This is a genomic window from Streptomyces sp. NPDC005574, assembly GCF_040605435.1.
In the GTDB taxonomy this organism is placed as follows: domain Bacteria; phylum Actinomycetota; class Actinomycetes; order Streptomycetales; family Streptomycetaceae; genus Streptomyces.
The window spans coordinates 1-15,925 of the sequence record NZ_JBEXCW010000134.1; the positions used below are offsets into that span (position 1 = coordinate 1).

Here is a 15,925-nt window from a genome sequence, read left to right on the forward strand (position 1 = left end):
GCCTGCATCCGTACCGCCTCACGGCGCCGACGCCCCGCGGGCGTCAGCCCGCCCCCATCCGCATACCTCACACGCCAGGAGATACAACCAACCGCGCCGCATCATCAGGGACTTCGAGACGGATCACCCTAACGAGCCGAAGTCAGTAAGCGGTCGGAATCTTGCCAGTGCAGTTTCAAGCGGGCGCACCGGCAGTGAGGGCAGCGCGATGTGCGCGGGAACTGGCTGGGCGGGAGCTCTCGTGGCCGGCCGGATGTTAGTTGTGTGTCGTGTCCGTGCGGGGCCGGGGCAGGTCGGTACGCCACTGGGCCGGCGTCAGGCCGTGCTCGCGGCGGAAGGCACGCTCGAAGGTCCGCAGTTCGGCGAAGCCGGCGGCGGCGGCGATCGCGGCCACCGTGCGGCTGGGCTGGGCGGGGTCGGCCAGGAGGCGCCGTGCGGCGATCAGCCGTTCTGAGCGGATGAATTCTGCCGGGGTGGAGCCCGCTTTGGCGAAGACCGTGTGGACCTGCCGCACCGAGATGTGGTGGCGCCGGGCGAGTTCGGCCACCGTCAGTGCCGGATCGCCCAGGTTGCTGCGGATGTGGTCGCGCAGGACCTCCACCAGGACGTCGTCGGCCTGCACGGAGGGCGCCATGCCGCGCAGCGTCATGGCGAGCAGGTCGATGGCCGCGCGGGCGGCGTCGCCACGCTGCGGGGCGGAGAAGCTGCCGGCGACCTTGTGCAGCTGGTCGAGGTACAGGCGCAGCAGTTGCAAGGACGGAGAGCTCAGGGGAATGGCCTGGGAGAGTCCCTGGGAGATCTCATTACCGCGCAGCGGGAGCAGGTCTCGGGGAATCTGCAGGGTCAGACTTTCGCCGGTCTGGGCGTAGTTCAGGTCAAAGGGAGTGCCGGATTCGAAGAGCACCGCTATGCCGGCGGAGATGGACGCCTCGCGTCCGTGCTGTTGCAGCATTCCGGCGCCGGAGAGGTGGACGCAGAGCATCAGGGTGTCCTGCCCGTCCCCGCGAGCTATGCCCTTGCGGGTGGCCTGAATACGCAGCGGGCGGGTGGTGAAGGTCCCGGCCGCGATCCCGCCGCCCAGGTCCGCCAGTGTCGTGCGGCAGTGAAAATCCTTGGGCACGGCGGCGAGCGCGGGTGCGAACGAGGAGGCCGCGTACTGCTCCAGTTCCTCGGCCGAGTGTGACTCGTAGACCTGCAAGGCACTCGGCCTCTCCCTGGACGATCCGATGATCTTAACCCGCGCAGGTGAATGCCTGATGTCGTGCCGACTGATGCGCCAGGCCGGGGGTGGCAGGAAACACCGTCGGCTGTGCACGTCACGTCGTGTCCCGTGGCGCGGCCACGGCGGTCCAATGACGGCAGGAGAGGAGCCCTGGTGTTGGGGTTTCCCGAGAGAGGACTGCGATGCTCACCCAGATCCAGGTCACCCGCTGGGTCGGCGCCTACATCTACGCCTGGCGAACCGGTCAGGCTGCGGACATCGAGGCTTTGTTCACGCGGGACGGCGAATACCACCAGCGGCCGCACGCAGCCGACTGGATCGGCCGCAGGGCCATCGTCGAGGGGTGGCAAGCGCAGGCCGCGGCGCGGCATGGCGCGGGCCCCTTCACCTGGCAGGTGCTGCTGGTCAACGGCGACACGGCGGCGATCAGGGAGGTCCGAGTCCACACCGGAGTCGCTACATTCCTCAGCCTCCTGGTTGTCACCCTGGACGATCAGGGACAGGCAAAAGTGCTGCGGGTGTGGCAGAACCAGTTCTGATGGGGATGCAGACCGCGCTGCGCGAGCTGGTGGCCGACGAAGAGGGCCAGGCCGACGTCCTGCCCGGATTCGCAGTCCACGGCATGGGCCCTGGCGGTGTGGTTGCCGAGGGACAGCGCGAGCGCCTGGAGCAGCTCGGCATCACATGCGTCCTGAACGACTGGCACGAGACCTCGATGGAGGAACCGAACTGAGGCCGCAACAGTGAGGGGCAGCCGATCGCGTGGGTGGGCAGCGCACCTGACGACTGGTGAGTGCACCAGGTGGTCTACGTGGCGGCCGGGAGGGGTTCGGTGAGGCGGTCCAGCCGTTCGTAGAGTGCCCGCACGAGGCGGGCGCGGTTCTGGGCGCAGTGGGCGGTGCCCTGTATCGGCTGGGAGAGGCGTCCGGTGGCTTCACGGAGGACGACTTCGGCGAGGGCGCCGCGGCCGTCGTTCTTCGGCAGCGCGGCGGCGTGGCGCTGGACGTCGGCTGCGACCGCGCGGGCGTGCCCGGTCAGTTGGAGCACGATCTGCTCGTAGTCGCGTGGGGTGAGGTTGGGTTCCTTCCACGCGAGGACGGCGGTGACAAGTGCTTCGTACGGAGCACGGTCCAGCGGAAGTTCGGCGTCGACCAGGCCGTGGGGGTCGTAAATCACGGTGTAGGTGTCGCTCACCGGTGCCTCGTCGCGTCGTCCTGGCCGTGGTCGCCGGTGGGGTCCTCCGGGGCCTGGACGGCGAGGAAGCGGGCGTAGCCGCGGTCGGCGCGGGCGATCAGCGCCGGGGAGGGTCGGCCGAAGGCGGGCGGCTGGAGTCCGCGTTCCTGGGCTGCGGGTCCGGCGGGTGTGGGTGCGCTCATGGGCACCGCCTTCTGTTGCTGGGTGCGTCGGTGTCGTTCGACGCTACGGAGACCGCCGCTCTGTCCTCAATGAAATTGCGGGTAATTGCGGAGGTTCATTCCAGGGCATCGATCGCGGCCTGGATGAGGGTGCGGGCCGCGTCGCCGTACACGGCCATCTCCGCGAGTCCGGTGAACGCCTTGGCGTAGTCGGCCAGTTCGCGCGGCTGCGTCACGTTGATCTCTGCGGTCAGTGTCTCCACCACGGCCTGGAAGTCGTCGTGGAGGTAGAACGCCTCCAGCGGCCACACGGTGCGCTGCGCGGTGAACGGGATGATCCCCAGCGAGACGGACGCGAGGGGCATCACGGCCAGGAGGTGGCGCAGTTGCCCGCGCATGGCGTCGGGGCCGGCGGTGCGGAAGCGCAGGACGGATTCCTCCATGAGGACGACGAAGCGGTGGCCGCCCTCGTAGAGGAACCGGGAGCGGGCGACCCGGGCGGCCACGGCCTCGGTGACGTCGTTGGGGGTGCCCTGGAAGGCGGTGATCTGCTCCATGAGGGCGGTGGCGAAGCCGGGTGTCTGCAGGAACCCGGGCGGCACGTTGGAGAGGTACGCCCGGCAGATGCGGGTGCGCTCGTACAGGGCGTAGAAGTCCTCTTGGACCTTGCGCATGCCGGTGCGGTGCAGGCGGCGCCACTCCAGGTACATGGAGTCGACGGCGCGGGCGGTGGCGATGAGGTCGTCGGCCTGGTCGTCGGCGCCGCAGGTTGTGCACCAGGTGCGGATGTCCGCGTCCGAGGGCGGTGCCTCGCCCTTTTGGAGGCGGGTGGTCTTGGCGGGGTGCCAGCCGCACCGGGCAGAGAGTTCCTTTCCGGTGAGGCCGGCGTCCTTGCGCAGGTGCTGCAAGCGCACGGCGAGCGCTTCGCGGGCTCCTTGGGCGCTGGATGAGGGGGAGGCGGTCATTGGCTGCTCAGGGGGTTCAGACGGTGTACTTCTCGTGGGGGATGCCGCGCTCCCACACGGTCTCGAACGCCGTGGCGCACAGCCGCACTGCGGCCGGGTCCTCGGTGGACTCGAAGCCGGGGTTCGCCCAGTCGCCGTCGCCGGTGAAGAAGTGGAACACGGCGAGGCGGTCGTCGATCAGCCAGAAGTCGTTGCCCGGCAGAGGGATGTCGGAGGCGTGCCGTCGGGGCAGCCAGCGCACTTGTTCGCCGGCGCCCAGGTTCAGCGGGGTCACGGCGTGTTCCCACCGGATGTAGTCGGTGACCGGCTCGGAGACGATCCGGGCGCGGCGCATGACGACGCCCCTCGCGAGGGTGTCCTTCACGATGGCGAGCCACTCGGGCCAGAACGAGGCGGTGGGATCCAGGGTGATCTCACCGGTGCGGGTGAAGCGGTCGATCTCTTCGACCTCATCGCCGACGCCGTAGACGTCGCGCATCTCCAGATGCACGGCCGTGTGCTGTGCGCCGCCCAGCAGTTCAGCGAAGTCGGGCACGCTGTTCTGCGACATCACAGGCCTCTCTCAGAATCGGTACCATGCGGGCGGGAATCCGGATCACCGTCTCGTGCGGCGGGATCCCCACCTGGTGGCCGGCGACCCATTCGGTTCCGCTCACCTGCGCCTTCAGCAGTTCTTCGGCTTCCTCGCCCTGAAGGACCAGGTCCGCGCTCTCCTCTTCGACCCATACCGTCGGCGATCCGCCGCCGCCGGTGTTCGGGTCGATCCCGACGAACCGTAACGTCATGACGGTCTCCCCTGTCGAGCTGGTTGCGGATAGTTGCGCACCGACCGTCCCGCGCCGGCGCGACGACGGTCAAGCCCCCACAAGGGCGTATCGCCTGCGCTGGCGGCACAACGGCAGCCGGGCGCCGGGCGCCGGGGAGATGACGCGTGGCGCTCCGCCCCGGCCTCACGTACCGCCGGGGCGGGTGAGCCCGAGCACGACCGGGGCCTGTCCCGCGGGTCCGTCTTCGACCCAGAACTGGTGAGCGGACAGCTTCGTGCGCAGCGCCTGGTGCATGGCGGCCTGCTGGGCGTGGACCAGCTCATCGGGCAGGTGGAGGACAGTCGTAGCGTCCTGCCTCCACAGCACCCGCAGCGCATGACGGCGGCCCTGGACCGGGGTCAGGCCCACCCCGGTCTCCTCACCCTCCGCTGCCGCTTCGATGTTGTACGGCGGCAGGCCGGCCAGCAGCACGACCTCGAGTACCGCCCTCGCCAGTTCCTCCTGCGTCGCAGTGAGCGCCGCGCCGTCCAGCACGGCCAGGCGCGCGAAGTAGCGCGCCTGGGTGCGGTGGTCCCCGCCCTGCGGATGCATCGGCTAGCGCCGCCAGGACCCTTGGGGATCGCGTTCTGGCATCTGGCTCGGGTGTTCGAGTCGGCCTGTGGCGGCATCGGCCAGCCACCTGGCCCACCTGTCGATGAATTCGTCCAGCTCGCCGATGACGAGAGGGGTGAATGGCCAAGCTGCTTGCCTCGTGCCGATCCCCGCGGCGATCGCCGCGCGCCCTTCGTGGGGATCGAGGGCGAAGGGGTCCGTCGACGACACCGCGCGGCTGAACGGGTTCGCCATGAAGGCAGTCTCAAACCACTGGTACTGCTCAGCCACCTGGGCATCGGCATACCAAAGAGAGTGACTTCTGCCTTCATAGCCGCGACGCGCCACGGTGGTCTTCACCGTGACCGTCGCGGCGGCGATCACATCGAACGGCTGTGGCGCCCCCGCGGTTACGGCCTCAGGAATTTCCTGGGGTCCTGTGAGAGCCAGCTCGGCACCGCTGAGGTGGATCGTCCAGCTTCCCGCGTTCTCTCTGTGCACGGTGGCTGTGGAGAGAACACCCGTGATCGCCGTCAGGAGTTGCTCGGAGATGAGGCCGAAAGATGTTGCTGCCGCTGCGAACAGGTCCTCGCGGCGTTCGGCCTCGGTGGCCTGCTCAGAAGCCTGACGGTCGTCTTCCGCCCGGCGTGCGACTACTTCCCGGTCAGCTTCCACGAGCGCCGCCAGTCCCCCGGTCAGTGCACCGGCGGGGATGCGTCGCAGCCGCTCCAGCACATTGGCAGGCGCAGGGCGCGCCTGCGGAGCCTTGTAGAGACATTCCGTGATCAATGCGGCCAGGAGGGCGGGAGCCGCGGTCAGCGGAGGTGGGGTGCCGCGCAGGTGTTGCTCAGCGAAGCCCGCCTCGTCAGGACCGGTGAACGGGGTGGTGCCCTCCAGGAGTTCGTAGGCAAGAATTCCCAGGGCATAGATGTCGCTTGCGCTGGTGGCCCGCTGGTTCTTCCAGCGCTCGGGAGCCATGTAGGCCAGCGTTCCATGGAATTTGTAGGTCAGCTGGGCTGTGGTGGCTTCGGCGTACCGGGCGATGCCGAAGTCGGCCAGACACCAGCGGCCGTTCAGGAGCAGGACGTTTTCCGGCTTGAGGTCGCGGTGAACGACCTGGCCGTCCAGATCGGTCAGCGTCTCGGCGATGTCCGTCAGGACGTGGACGGCCTCTTCGAGTGCCAGCGGCCCGTTCTGCAGATGTGCGCGCAGGGATTTCTTGGCGCGGGGCATGACGAGCACCCAGTGGTCGTCGTGCTCGCCGCTGTCGATGACGGGCACAACGTTGCGCACGCCCGGCAGATCGGTGAAGAGCATCTCGCGGTCGGCACCGGGTCTTTTGGGTACCAACTTCGCCGCCGCTTCCGTGCCGTCTGCAGACTGCGCCTCGTAGACAGCGCCGAAACCTCCCGGGTCCCCGATGGGGTCGCCCAGGATCCACTCCTGCTTCAGGGGCACTCGCATTTCTCCCTCGCCAGGGTCGGCTTCGAGTTCCGGCGCCGGGAGAGGCTCGGGCTCGGCGGTCGGTGCCGGCGCCGTCTGTCCGGCGAGCATCTCCAGGTCGGCCTCAAGGGCTTGGTGAACTTGCTGGCAGGCCCCGCTGACGTAGTCCCGCAGCGATGTGGCGTGCTCGTACCGCATGACCTGGCGCGGGATTTCCATCGTCCAGCTGCCGTCTTCTTGCCTGCTGCGCGAGGAAGACAGGAGCGGCTCGTTGGCGATGTACTCCGGGACGAGGCAGATGATCCGGGGGCGCATGTGCGGGAACGCCGCCTGGAGTTCTTCGGAGGTCAGCTGGACCCGAGTGACCTCGTTCGGCGAACGCGGCGCGCTCCGCCACAACGTGATCATGTGGTCGAGCACCCGCAGGAAGGGGTCGCCAAGATCGGACTTCAGTTCGTCCAATGCCAAGGCCGCAGCAGCAGTCAGTGCGATCCGCGTGTCTTCGGTGAGGATGCGAGGGACGTGTGTGGTGAACCCGTACGAGAGCCCGAAGGATCCTGCGGGGGCCCCGATACGCGGGAGTGAATAGAGCACTTCACGGGGATTCTCCAGTCCGAACGAACCTGCCCTGTGTTCCACCCACTCCCACATGGGCCACTGGCCGTCCGGATCTTTGGCCTGCTGAGTGCCGATGGTAGCGAGCAGCCCGCATTGCCGCCGATCGAGTTGTACTTCCGTCAGGTCGCGCACGGACATCTTGTCGGAATCCCCCGGTGTGCCGAAGTGGTGATATACCCACGGACGCTAGCGGAAGGAACAGCACCAGGGCATTTGCGCTGCTCAGAGGTGTGACGGGGTGCGACACGCGGCCCATTGGCCGTCGGGCTTTGCCGGACATTCCGCGCTCGCGAGGTCACGCAGCTGCCACGCGACGCCGCCCAAGGGCTGGGTGGTCAGCTTCAGCGCTCGCCTCGTAACTCAAGGCGTGGGCGGACCAGGCGACTTCGCAGCGATACCGAGATCGATAACACTGTGCGTGCCTGCTGGCCCCAGCGCTAGATTCAGGGTTCATGTCGCCTCGTTTCCCCCGAGTGGAGACCCTTCTGGGTGGGTCCCTCGAACAGGTCACCTACACGCAGCTCGCTTCCCTGGTGGGTAACCCGGACGCGAGGGAAGACGAAGATCTCGAATACAAGGCTCCGCACTACAATGCCGATCAGGCAGGTCGGTCCGAGCTGGCAAAGGACGTCGCGGCGCTGGCGAACGGGATCGGTGGCGTGCTGGTCCTTGGGCTTGCCGAGGACCGCCAGACTTCCATCCCCAGTGCTGTGACTCCGGTAGAGCTCACCGACGGAAAGCTCCGGCAGATCCGCCAGGCCATTGCCTCCAACCTCCGGCCGACACCACGGATCGAGCTGTTTACCAAGCCCGACCAGCCTGGCTCGAATCAAGGAATCCTGCTCATCGCCGTTCCGCGCAGCCTGGACGCACCACACGCCATCGTGGACCAGACCCGTCTGGCCTACCCGCGGCGGAACGGCAGCACCACCGCATGGCTGACGGAAGCCGAGATTGCCACGGCCTACCGCCGGCGTTTCGAGCAACTCGCCGACCGCACGGATCGAATCTCTCGGATCGATCACGACGTCGAAGACACTGCCGAGCGCCTCGAAGGGCACAGCTTCCTGGAGACAGGCGACCCCCTGCTGACGGTGTCGCTCGTGCCCGACATCCCTGGTGACATGGTGATCGACCACGCGAGTGTCCAGCGTGTGAGCACGCAGGAGTTGGCGGCCATCCCCTTGCTGGGACGCACCGCAGCAACCTTCTGCGGATCTATGGTCGGCGCGCGCCGCATCGTCCTCTTCGACGACCGCCCACCCCGGTATATCGCCGAACTGCACTCCGACGGATCGGGCGCCTGGGCGGCACGGACCCCCATGCTCGGCATCTCCCAGGACGACAGCAATACCTGGCCCTACGGCGCCGACACCGACTCCATCGTCACCCTCGTGCTGTCGGCCCTGCGTCACCTCGCCCAACACGCGGTCACCCGCACCGGCGCCGCCGGCACGGCCGCCCTGCGCGTACGACTGGAGAGCCAAACGCCCATTGGAGGCGGCCCGATGAGACTGCCGAATCTGCCGCGCACGCGGGCAATCCACCTCGCCCACGAGGCCCTCGTTCCGCAGGAGACGGGAGTACAGGTCGGCACCACCGCCCACCGAAGTGCCGTCGGGCACGCCCACGCTCTCCTAAACGACCTGGCAGACGGCGGGATTGACCTCGTACAGGCCGCGTCGTTGCTCATCAGTGACCTGTTCCAGCACTACGGGCTTGCCGAGCCCCCTCAGATCAGCCGCAACGGCTCGATCATCGCAACTGGATGGTCCGAACCCGAACGGACCCGGATCAACGCCTGGGCCCAGCAAGTCTCCGTTCCGGTGACGTGATCCAGGGCTCGCCACGTACAAGGGAGGGCATCAGGATGAGCAGCAGCTTCGGGCCGGATCTGACGGGGATCTTGGCCGCGGCCACCGAGAACATCCGGCGCACCGTCGCGGCCGTGGTCGCACCGCCGCCGGTCAAGATCCGCATACCCGCAATGGATCACCTGGCCGACGCCATCGCCCCGCTCCAGCCAGCGCTGGAACGCCTCGACGCGATGATGCCCGCCAACTGGCAGGGCAGCCACCTCGCCTACTCGGAGATGATCGTGCTGATGCAGGAGGGCATTCCGCTGGCCTGGGTGCCCCCGGCCGATGTCATCCGGCAACTGCTCACCGCCGACGACACGGCCTCTCGTGCGCAGGTCATCGATGACTGCCGCCCGGCCATCCTTACCTCCTGCGAGGCGGCTCTCGCAGCCGTCACCGATACGCGGTTCAGCGCGCAGAGGGCACTACTCGAAGAGTGCGTGCGCATGGCTGAGCACGGCATGTTCAGCGGCGCCCAGGCACTGGCTGCCAACGTGTGGGACACCCTCATCCGTGGCCTGGCCTTCGCCAACTCCGACTGGCTCAAGCCCAACGGCCAGTGGCCGGGCTACGGCAAGGTCCTGGAGAGCATCCCGGCCGTGAAGGACGACGACCCCACGATCCGCCAATTCCGCGAGGCCGCCGCTTTCCTGCCGTTCCCGAGGGCGCTCAAGGCATTCTGGCCGCCGGCCCCAGTTCCTCAGAACTTCAACCGGCATGCCACGGCTCACGCAGCAGCGGCCACGCAGTACACCCCGGTCAACGCCGTGAGCGCGGTCATGCTCGCCGTCAGCGTGCTCCGCGACATCGACGACATGGGTTACCCCACACAGATTCACGCCTGACCAGATCTGCCGGGCCTGCCTGCTTACCGTGGGTCCGTGACCACGCCCTCCAACGACGCAGCCGACCCGGTGCCGGTGCGGGTTGTGCTGCCCGCCGATCCGGTGCTCGGTCATCCGGAGCAGGAAGTCGTCGCGCGGCTGTGGATGCGGCGGCAGACCGAAACGGGCTGGCTGTACCTGGTGGGGCTGCCGTCGTACCTCGACCTCGAGGGCGGCGGTGTGGAGGCGGCGGAGTACCGGGTGTGGGTCCGGGCTCCCGACCATGTGCGTCCGGTCGACGGCGTCGACTACGACCAGGTCGCCACCGAGAAGCTGGAGGGGTCACCGCAGGCGGTGGTCCGGGAGGTCCTCGGGGAGCGCCAGCCTTCGGGCTGGGTGCTGGCGAAGGTGCGCGACGGCCGCGGCCCGGCCCGCTCCGTCCTGCACGCACCGGACTGCGAGGAAGCACCGGCGGGTGCGCCGCTGCTCGATGTGGACCGCGCCCTCCGTGGCGGCCCGCCACGACTTCCCACCTCGCGAGGTATGCAGGAACGAGAAGAACCGTGCCAGGGCTCGGGCCCGGTTGGCGTTGGTGTTCCACGGCGCCGTCAGATTCGCCTGAAGGAAGTACGAGTTGAGCTCGACGTCGTACTCGAATCGCGGCGAGAGAAGGAACGGCAGGCCGTCGGGAAGACCTGCCTTATCCAGCCACGACACCAAGTCACCAGGCTGTACGTCCAGGAAGGAACGCGTGGTCGTGGGCGCGGGCAGATCGCGGCTCACGAAGTGCACCGTCCACCCAAGTCTGCTCAACACCCGCGGACCCTACTGGGGATTTCGCGTCGCCGACGGGGGAGCGACGGTCCACGGATGTGCCGGTGTACGCGCTATCCGGACGCAAGGGGCCCGATCGCTGGGCGTCGGGTGTTGACGAGTTCCCTGTCAAGTTCTGCTTGTTGAACCATTCCATGCGGAGCAGCCGCGCATTTGGCAGACGGCGCCGTCTGCCACGTGCCGCTGGCGTAACCGAGTTCGCGTCTGGGTTCAGGGAATCCCTGGCGCAGGAGGTCGCGCCGTTCGGGATCGCGATCACGCTCGTCGAGCTGGCCGGGTACAGCACGGACTGGAGCGGGCCGAGCCTTGTCCGGCGCCGAGGAGCAGCCGCGGTACGCGCCGATGCGAGAGGCGATGGCCGCGGCCCGGCAGAGCAACCCGCAGTACGACCCGTTCCACGCTGAGGAGGGCCTCATGGGGCGATCAGTCGGGTGTCTCGGTCGAGTCTGCGGGCTGGGAGTCGTCGGCTGGCGCGGGCCGCTCGATGTGGTGGTTGCTCGCGGCCCAGCTGGCCAGCAGGTTGAGGGCGTCCTCGGAGGGGGAGGCGGGCTCGGCGGTGTAGGTGAGGAGGACCTGGCTGGGGTCGCCGCCCACCGGGAAGGATTCGAACGGTAGGTCGAGATCGCCGACGACCGGGTGGTGCAGAAGCTTCACGCCGGTGGTGTGGATCCGGACGTTGTGGGCGGCCCAGCGGCGACGGAACTCCTCGCTGCGAGTAGACAGCTCCCCGATCAGGTCGGTCAACCGCCGGTCATAGAGGTCGCGGCCGGCCTCGGCGCGCAGCATCGCGACACAGTCGCCTGCGATCTGGTCCCAGTCGCGGAAGAATTCGGTCGCTTGCGGGTCGAGGAAGACGAACCGGGCGTTGTTGGGGGGCCGCGCCGGGTCGGCGTAGACCGGCGAGAACAGGGCACGCCCGAGGCCGTTGGCGGCCAGGATGTCCCCCCGCCCGCTGAGGACGAACGCGGGGGTGCCGCCCATGGAGTCGAGGACGCGCTGCACCGCTGGCCGCACGCGCTGCTGGGCCGGCCGGCGGCGTGGCGGGCGGGTGGTGCCAGCGCCGCGCAGGAGGTCGAGGAGGTGGATGCGTTCGGCCTCGTCAAGCTGCAGTGCGTGCGCGATCCCTTCGATGACGCTCTCGGAGACGCCGGTGGCGTTGCCGCGCTCCAGCCGGGTGTAGTACTCGCTCGAGATGCCCGCGAGAAGGGCTACCTCCTCGCGGCGCAGCCCGGTGACCCGCCGACGGTCTCCGCCGTACAGGGGCAGGCCGGCCTGCTCGGGGGTGACCCTGGCCCTTCGTGTGCCCAGGAATTCTCTGATCTGGTCGCGGACATCGTCACGAATGTCACGATTAGTGCCATGTGGGTCGTTTCTGCCTGCCATGGGTTTCACTCTACGAGCGCTTCCGCCGGGTTGGGGGTCCCTGTCAGTGACCCCCTCATCAGGGACTCCCACGCCCCCGTGACAACCGGTTTTGTTGGTGGTGCACCGTCCACGGCGGTGTGAATGGCCCGGAACAGCGCTGCATGTGCCGCCGGTCACCAGCCCGTATGGGCGCCATCCCCACCGCCTAGCAGCGGAGCGCGGTACCTCATCTGCATCCCCCCATGCCGACGTGATGACTGGCGCTCGCCGCGTCCTCGGCACGCACATCAGAGAACCAAGGAACAGGACACCCCATGGCATCGAAACTGACCGGCACTGTTGCTCTCGTCACTGGCGCAAGCAGCGGGATCGGCGAGGCCACCGCCCGCCAACTCGCCGAGCTCGGCGCGTCCGTGGCCCTGGTGGCCCGCCGCAAGGACCGTCTGGACGCCCTCGCCGCCGAGATCGGGAAGGCCGGTGGCACCGCGCTGGTGGTGGAGGCCGACATCACCGACCGCGCCCAGGCCGAGGCGGCCGTCGAGCGCACGGTCGAGCACTTCGGTCGGCTGGACACCCTGGTCAACAACGCCGGCCTGATGCTCCTGGGCCCCGTCGTCGGTGCGGATGCCGAGGAGTGGGAGCGCATGATCGCCGTCAACGTCCAGGGCCTGCTCTACACCACCCGCGCCGCTCTCCCGCACCTGCTCAAGGCCGCGGAGGACGGTACGCGCCGGGTCGCCGACATCGTCAACATCAGCTCCGTCGCGGGCCGCGTCGCCGGGAACGGCCTCGGCGTCTACAACCTCACCAAGTTCGGGGTGAACGGCTTCACCGAGTCCCTGCGCCAGGAAGTCACCCAGCGGCACGTCCGCGTCGGTGTCCTGGAGCCGGGTGGTGTGTACACCGAGCTGGCCTCGCACAACAGGCCCGAGATCCAGGACGCGATGATCACCCCCCTCCTCGGGGTGGTCGAGTTCCTCGCCCCTGAGGACATCGCCGACGGCGTCGCCTACATGGTCACGCGCCCCCGGCATGCCTCCATCGCCGACCTGTGGATCATGCCCACCGAGTCGGCCTGACGCCGTCCGGCCCATCCCCGCTTGGCCGGCCGCCGGGAACACACGGCCACTGCACACACCGGGTGCCGGATCACGGCGCCTGAACCGTCTACGTACGAAGAGGAACCCCCCCATGAGCAAGGTCATTCTCGTCACCGGTGCCGGACGCGGTCTGGGCACCGACATCGCCCGCGAGGCCCTCGCCGCCGGCCACCAGGTCGTCGCCACCGGCCGCCGCCCCGACGAGGTCGAGAAGACCCTCGGCGGGCCGAAGGACAACCTGCTGGTCGCCCGGCTCGACGTCACCAGCCTGGAGGACGCCGAGGCCGCCGCGCAGGCCGCCGTCGACCGCTTCGGCCGCATCGACGTCCTGATCAACAACGCCGGGAACCTGTTCACCGGCTACTTCGAGGAGATCTCGCCCGCGCAGATGCGCCAGCAGTTCGAGACGAACCTCTTCGGCCCGATGAACGTCACCCGCGCCGTCCTGCCCATCCTGCGCAGGCAGCGAGCCGGCCACATCATCACCATCACTTCGACCGCCGGACTGGTCGGCATGGAGTTCACCTCCGCCTACGCCGCCTCCAAGTTCGCGGAAGAGGGCTGGATGGAGTCCCTGCACTACGACGTCGAGCCGTTCAACATCCACACCACGATCGTGGAGCCCGGCTACTTCCGTACCGAACTCCTCGTGGACGGCTCCACCAACTGGCCCGAGCTGTCCATCGACGACTACGCTCCGCGCACCGCCCCGAGGATCGAGGGCATGAAGAGCATGAACGGCAAGCAGCCCGGCGACCCCGCCAAGCTCGCCCGCGCCCTGCTCACCATCGCCGGCCAAGACAAGCCCCTGCAGCGCTTCGTCGCCGGCGCGGACGCCATCGAGGCCGCCGAGGCCAAGGCGAAGGAACTCCTCGCCCAGGCCGACGCATCCCGCGAACTGGGCGACAACCTCGCCCACGACGACACCCACGCCTGAGGGGGCAACGTGCCGCTGAAGGGCGAGTACGAGCCGAGCACGGCGCAGTTCGCACGTGACCAGGTCGAGCTGTACGAAAGCTCCGGCGGTACACAAGGAACGACGCTGGGTTTCCTGGTCACACGGGAAGAAGACGAGAAACTCGGCGGCGTGCCCGTGGTCATCCTGACCACCCTGGGCGCGAAGAGCGGCAAGATCCGCAAGTCCCCGCTCATTCGGGTGGAGCACGACGGCTCCTACGCCGTCATCGCCTCCATGGGAGGAGCCCCCAAGCACCCGGTCTGGTACCACAACGTGGTGGCCGACCCCCGGGTCGAGCTGCAGGACGGCCCGGTGCGCCAGGACATGCTGGCCCGGGAGGTGACCGGTGACGAGAAGGCCCTGGGGTGGGCCCGAGCCATCGAGGTCTTCCCGCCCTACGCCGAGTACCAGAACAACACGGACCGACAGATCCCGGTCTTCGTTCTGGAACCGGCTGCCCAGGAGCACTGACCCCGGCACAGCCGGTTCAGCCGCGGGCCGCCACCTGTTACCGACAACACCGGCCTGGCCCACGGCAGCCCATCACCCGAGCAACACACCCCACATTCCAAGGTCCGCCGACTGGTGGCGCGCCGCACTCATCGCGACCGCTGACCAGGTCTGAGGGCCGTTACGACAAGGAGTACCTGATGAAGCACGTATCTCTGGGCGGGCTGGATGTCTCCCGCATCGGACTGGGCGCCATGACCATGGCCGGCGTCTACACCACCGGCGGAGGACTCGACGACACCGAGTCGATCCGCACCATCCACCGGGCCCTGGACCTCGGGGTCACCCACATCGACACCGCCGAGATCTATGGCCCCTTCCACAGTGAGAACCTCGTCGGCAAGGCCATCAAGGGCCGTCGCGACGACGTCGTCATCGCGACCAAGTTCGGCCTGGTCTCCCACGCCGGCGACGGCCCCGGCGTCATCGACAGCAGCCCCGCCAACGTCAAGACAGCCGTCGAAGGCTCCCTCAAGCGGCTCGGCACCGACCACATCGACCTCTACTACCAGCACCGCGTCGACCCCAACACCCCCATCGAAGAGACCGTCGGCGCGCTGGCCGAACTGGTCGCCGAGGGCAAGGTCCGCCACATCGGCCTCTCCGAAGCCGGCCCCGACACCATCCGCCGCGCCCACGCCGTGCACCCGGTGTCCGCGCTGCAGACCGAATACTCCCTGTGGACCCGCGACGTCGAGGCCGAAATCCTCCCGCTGCTGCGCGAGCTCGGCATCGGGTTCGTGCCCTACTCCCCGCTCGGCCACGGCCTGCTGACCGGGCAGATCCGCACCGTCGACGACTTCACCGACGACGACTGGCGCAAGACCAACCCGCGCTTCACCGGCGAGAACTTCCAGCGCAACCTGGCGATCGTCGACGAGGTGCGGGCCATCGGCGCCGAGATCGGAGCCACCCCCGCCCAGACCGCACTGGCCTGGATCCTCACCCGCGGCAACGACATCGCCCCCATCCCCGGCACCCGCCGCGTCACCCGCGTCGAAGAGAACACCGCCGCCGACGGTGTCGAACTCACCCCCGCCCAGCTCGACCGCCTCAACAACCTCACACCCGCAGCCGGCGAACGCCACGACGAGGCCAACATGGCCAGCATCGACCACTGACCGCTGACCGCCCGCGCCGTTGTGCCCGGTTCACAAGGACCAACCCGTGTCCATTCACCCATCTCACTGAACCTCTTTCATCCTGAATAGTCGCAGGTCAAGAGTGTGTGGATGGCTTGTACGACGGTGCCGATACGCCGGGTTGAGCATCGGGCTCGCCGTAACAGTCGCCAGGACTTCAGCTGTGCGAAGGCGCGCTCGCCCGGAGCCCGCAGCCGGGCATGGTCGCGGTTGAACTGCTGGTAGTGCTCGGGCTGTTCGTGGTGGTGGTAGTAGGGGGTGCGGACGGTGGCGCCGGCCCCCTGGTAGGCCCGGTCGGCGAGGACGAGGATCTGCCGGGTCAGGCACGCTTGGACGATGCCGTGGGCGCGGGCCGCGGTGAGGTCGTGGGTC

At 68.4% G+C, this 15,925-nt stretch carries 19 protein-coding genes; 9 read left to right on the plus strand and 10 right to left on the minus strand.

Translation table 11 applies throughout. The features are described 5' to 3' along the window. Nucleotides 1-256: 256 nt before the first annotated feature. Nucleotides 257-1,198: a helix-turn-helix domain-containing protein gene (locus ABZT03_RS39685; protein ID WP_356048468.1), complete on the minus strand. Its 942-nt coding sequence runs from the start codon at nucleotides 1,196-1,198 to the stop codon at nucleotides 257-259. Between the two features lie 206 nt (nucleotides 1,199-1,404). Here ABZT03_RS39685 and ABZT03_RS39690 point away from each other — a divergent pair, with 206 nt between their 5' ends. Further along, complete coding sequence (locus ABZT03_RS39690; RefSeq protein ID WP_356048470.1) at nucleotides 1,405-1,761, plus strand: nuclear transport factor 2 family protein; 357 nt, start codon at nucleotides 1,405-1,407, stop codon at nucleotides 1,759-1,761. Further along, the gene (locus ABZT03_RS39695) at nucleotides 1,743-1,955 is read left to right on the plus strand and encodes a hypothetical protein (protein ID WP_356048472.1); all 213 of its coding nucleotides are present in this window, start codon (nucleotides 1,743-1,745) and stop codon (nucleotides 1,953-1,955) included. The genes ABZT03_RS39690 and ABZT03_RS39695 overlap by 19 nt, the downstream gene beginning before the upstream one ends. Before the next feature lie 74 nt (nucleotides 1,956-2,029). On the opposite strand, the gene ABZT03_RS39700 is transcribed toward ABZT03_RS39695, so the two are convergent. The 7 genes from ABZT03_RS39700 to ABZT03_RS39730 all read right to left on the minus strand — a co-directional run bounded on the left by ABZT03_RS39700 (nucleotide 2,030) and on the right by ABZT03_RS39730 (nucleotide 7,099). Further along, nucleotides 2,030-2,416, minus strand: coding sequence for a DUF6415 family natural product biosynthesis protein (locus ABZT03_RS39700; protein ID WP_356048474.1), 387 nt, complete (start codon nucleotides 2,414-2,416; stop codon nucleotides 2,030-2,032). Beyond that, nucleotides 2,413-2,598: a hypothetical protein gene (locus ABZT03_RS39705; protein WP_356048476.1), complete on the minus strand. Its 186-nt coding sequence runs from the start codon at nucleotides 2,596-2,598 to the stop codon at nucleotides 2,413-2,415. The genes ABZT03_RS39700 and ABZT03_RS39705 overlap by 4 nt, the downstream gene beginning before the upstream one ends. A 95-nt stretch (nucleotides 2,599-2,693) precedes the next feature. Then, nucleotides 2,694-3,542, minus strand: coding sequence for a helix-turn-helix transcriptional regulator (locus tag ABZT03_RS39710; RefSeq protein WP_356048478.1), 849 nt, complete (start codon nucleotides 3,540-3,542; stop codon nucleotides 2,694-2,696). Between the two features lie 16 nt (nucleotides 3,543-3,558). Beyond that, nucleotides 3,559-4,092, minus strand: coding sequence for a DUF6879 family protein (locus ABZT03_RS39715; RefSeq protein ID WP_356048480.1), 534 nt, complete (start codon nucleotides 4,090-4,092; stop codon nucleotides 3,559-3,561). Continuing rightward, nucleotides 4,061-4,327 carry a hypothetical protein gene (locus ABZT03_RS39720; protein WP_356048482.1) on the minus strand — a complete coding sequence of 89 codons (267 nt, stop codon included), beginning with the start codon at nucleotides 4,325-4,327 and terminating at the stop codon, nucleotides 4,061-4,063. The genes ABZT03_RS39715 and ABZT03_RS39720 overlap by 32 nt, the downstream gene beginning before the upstream one ends. 165 nt (nucleotides 4,328-4,492) lie before the next feature. Continuing rightward, on the minus strand, nucleotides 4,493-4,900 hold the full coding sequence (locus ABZT03_RS39725) for a hypothetical protein (RefSeq protein ID WP_356048484.1): 408 nt from the start codon (nucleotides 4,898-4,900) through the stop codon (nucleotides 4,493-4,495). A gap of 3 nt (nucleotides 4,901-4,903) precedes the next feature. Beyond that, nucleotides 4,904-7,099 carry a serine/threonine-protein kinase gene (locus tag ABZT03_RS39730; RefSeq protein ID WP_356048486.1) on the minus strand — a complete coding sequence of 732 codons (2,196 nt, stop codon included), beginning with the start codon at nucleotides 7,097-7,099 and terminating at the stop codon, nucleotides 4,904-4,906. Between the two features lie 335 nt (nucleotides 7,100-7,434). Between ABZT03_RS39730 and ABZT03_RS39735 the strand changes: the two genes are divergently transcribed. Genes ABZT03_RS39735 through ABZT03_RS39745 form a run of 3 tightly spaced genes read left to right on the plus strand, consistent with a single transcriptional unit; the run spans nucleotide 7,435 to nucleotide 10,604 of the window. Next, a complete protein-coding gene (locus tag ABZT03_RS39735; RefSeq protein WP_356048487.1) occupies nucleotides 7,435-8,796 on the plus strand; it encodes an ATP-binding protein in 1,362 nt (453 codons plus the stop codon). A 35-nt stretch (nucleotides 8,797-8,831) separates the two neighbouring features. Further along, nucleotides 8,832-9,665 (plus strand): hypothetical protein, encoded by an 834-nt coding sequence (locus tag ABZT03_RS39740; RefSeq protein ID WP_356048489.1) that lies wholly within the window; start codon nucleotides 8,832-8,834, stop codon nucleotides 9,663-9,665. 36 nt (nucleotides 9,666-9,701) lie between these two features. Further along, nucleotides 9,702-10,604: a hypothetical protein gene (locus ABZT03_RS39745; RefSeq protein WP_356048491.1), complete on the plus strand. Its 903-nt coding sequence runs from the start codon at nucleotides 9,702-9,704 to the stop codon at nucleotides 10,602-10,604. 297 nt (nucleotides 10,605-10,901) lie between these two features. Here the strand turns inward: ABZT03_RS39745 and ABZT03_RS39750 are convergent, their stop codons facing one another. Beyond that, nucleotides 10,902-11,861 carry a helix-turn-helix transcriptional regulator gene (locus ABZT03_RS39750; RefSeq protein ID WP_356048493.1) on the minus strand — a complete coding sequence of 320 codons (960 nt, stop codon included), beginning with the start codon at nucleotides 11,859-11,861 and terminating at the stop codon, nucleotides 10,902-10,904. A gap of 296 nt (nucleotides 11,862-12,157) precedes the next feature. Between ABZT03_RS39750 and ABZT03_RS39755 the strand changes: the two genes are divergently transcribed. The 4 genes from ABZT03_RS39755 to ABZT03_RS39770 all read left to right on the plus strand — a co-directional run bounded on the left by ABZT03_RS39755 (nucleotide 12,158) and on the right by ABZT03_RS39770 (nucleotide 15,532). Further along, nucleotides 12,158-12,922: an SDR family NAD(P)-dependent oxidoreductase gene (locus ABZT03_RS39755; protein WP_356048495.1), complete on the plus strand. Its 765-nt coding sequence runs from the start codon at nucleotides 12,158-12,160 to the stop codon at nucleotides 12,920-12,922. 112 nt (nucleotides 12,923-13,034) lie between these two features. Next, entirely contained in the window at nucleotides 13,035-13,880 is an 846-nt protein-coding gene (locus ABZT03_RS39760) for an SDR family oxidoreductase (RefSeq protein WP_356048497.1), read from the plus strand. A gap of 9 nt (nucleotides 13,881-13,889) precedes the next feature. After that, a complete protein-coding gene (locus ABZT03_RS39765; protein ID WP_356048499.1) occupies nucleotides 13,890-14,372 on the plus strand; it encodes a nitroreductase family deazaflavin-dependent oxidoreductase in 483 nt (160 codons plus the stop codon). A gap of 179 nt (nucleotides 14,373-14,551) precedes the next feature. After that, nucleotides 14,552-15,532 (plus strand): aldo/keto reductase, encoded by a 981-nt coding sequence (locus ABZT03_RS39770; protein WP_356048500.1) that lies wholly within the window; start codon nucleotides 14,552-14,554, stop codon nucleotides 15,530-15,532. Between the two features lie 77 nt (nucleotides 15,533-15,609). On the opposite strand, the gene ABZT03_RS39775 is transcribed toward ABZT03_RS39770, so the two are convergent. Further along, on the minus strand, nucleotides 15,610-15,925 hold a 316-nt coding region (locus ABZT03_RS39775; RefSeq protein WP_356048501.1), incomplete at its 5' end, for a transposase family protein.

Coding starts and splice junctions, on each gene's coding strand:
- ABZT03_RS39760 (WP_356048497.1), top strand. CDS start 13,035: ATGAGCAAGGTCATTCTCGTCACCGGTGCCGGACGCGGTCTGGGCACC.
- ABZT03_RS39710 (WP_356048478.1), bottom strand. CDS start 3,542: ATGACCGCCTCCCCCTCATCCAGCGCCCAAGGAGCCCGCGAAGCGCTC.
- ABZT03_RS39720 (WP_356048482.1), bottom strand. CDS start 4,327: ATGACGTTACGGTTCGTCGGGATCGACCCGAACACCGGCGGCGGCGGA.
- ABZT03_RS39730 (WP_356048486.1), bottom strand. CDS start 7,099: ATGTCCGTGCGCGACCTGACGGAAGTACAACTCGATCGGCGGCAATGC.
- ABZT03_RS39705 (WP_356048476.1), bottom strand. CDS start 2,598: ATGAGCGCACCCACACCCGCCGGACCCGCAGCCCAGGAACGCGGACTC.
- ABZT03_RS39770 (WP_356048500.1), top strand. CDS start 14,552: ATGAAGCACGTATCTCTGGGCGGGCTGGATGTCTCCCGCATCGGACTG.
- ABZT03_RS39690 (WP_356048470.1), top strand. CDS start 1,405: ATGCTCACCCAGATCCAGGTCACCCGCTGGGTCGGCGCCTACATCTAC.
- ABZT03_RS39740 (WP_356048489.1), top strand. CDS start 8,832: ATGAGCAGCAGCTTCGGGCCGGATCTGACGGGGATCTTGGCCGCGGCC.
- ABZT03_RS39755 (WP_356048495.1), top strand. CDS start 12,158: ATGGCATCGAAACTGACCGGCACTGTTGCTCTCGTCACTGGCGCAAGC.
- ABZT03_RS39715 (WP_356048480.1), bottom strand. CDS start 4,092: ATGTCGCAGAACAGCGTGCCCGACTTCGCTGAACTGCTGGGCGGCGCA.
- ABZT03_RS39750 (WP_356048493.1), bottom strand. CDS start 11,861: ATGGCAGGCAGAAACGACCCACATGGCACTAATCGTGACATTCGTGAC.
- ABZT03_RS39725 (WP_356048484.1), bottom strand. CDS start 4,900: ATGCATCCGCAGGGCGGGGACCACCGCACCCAGGCGCGCTACTTCGCG.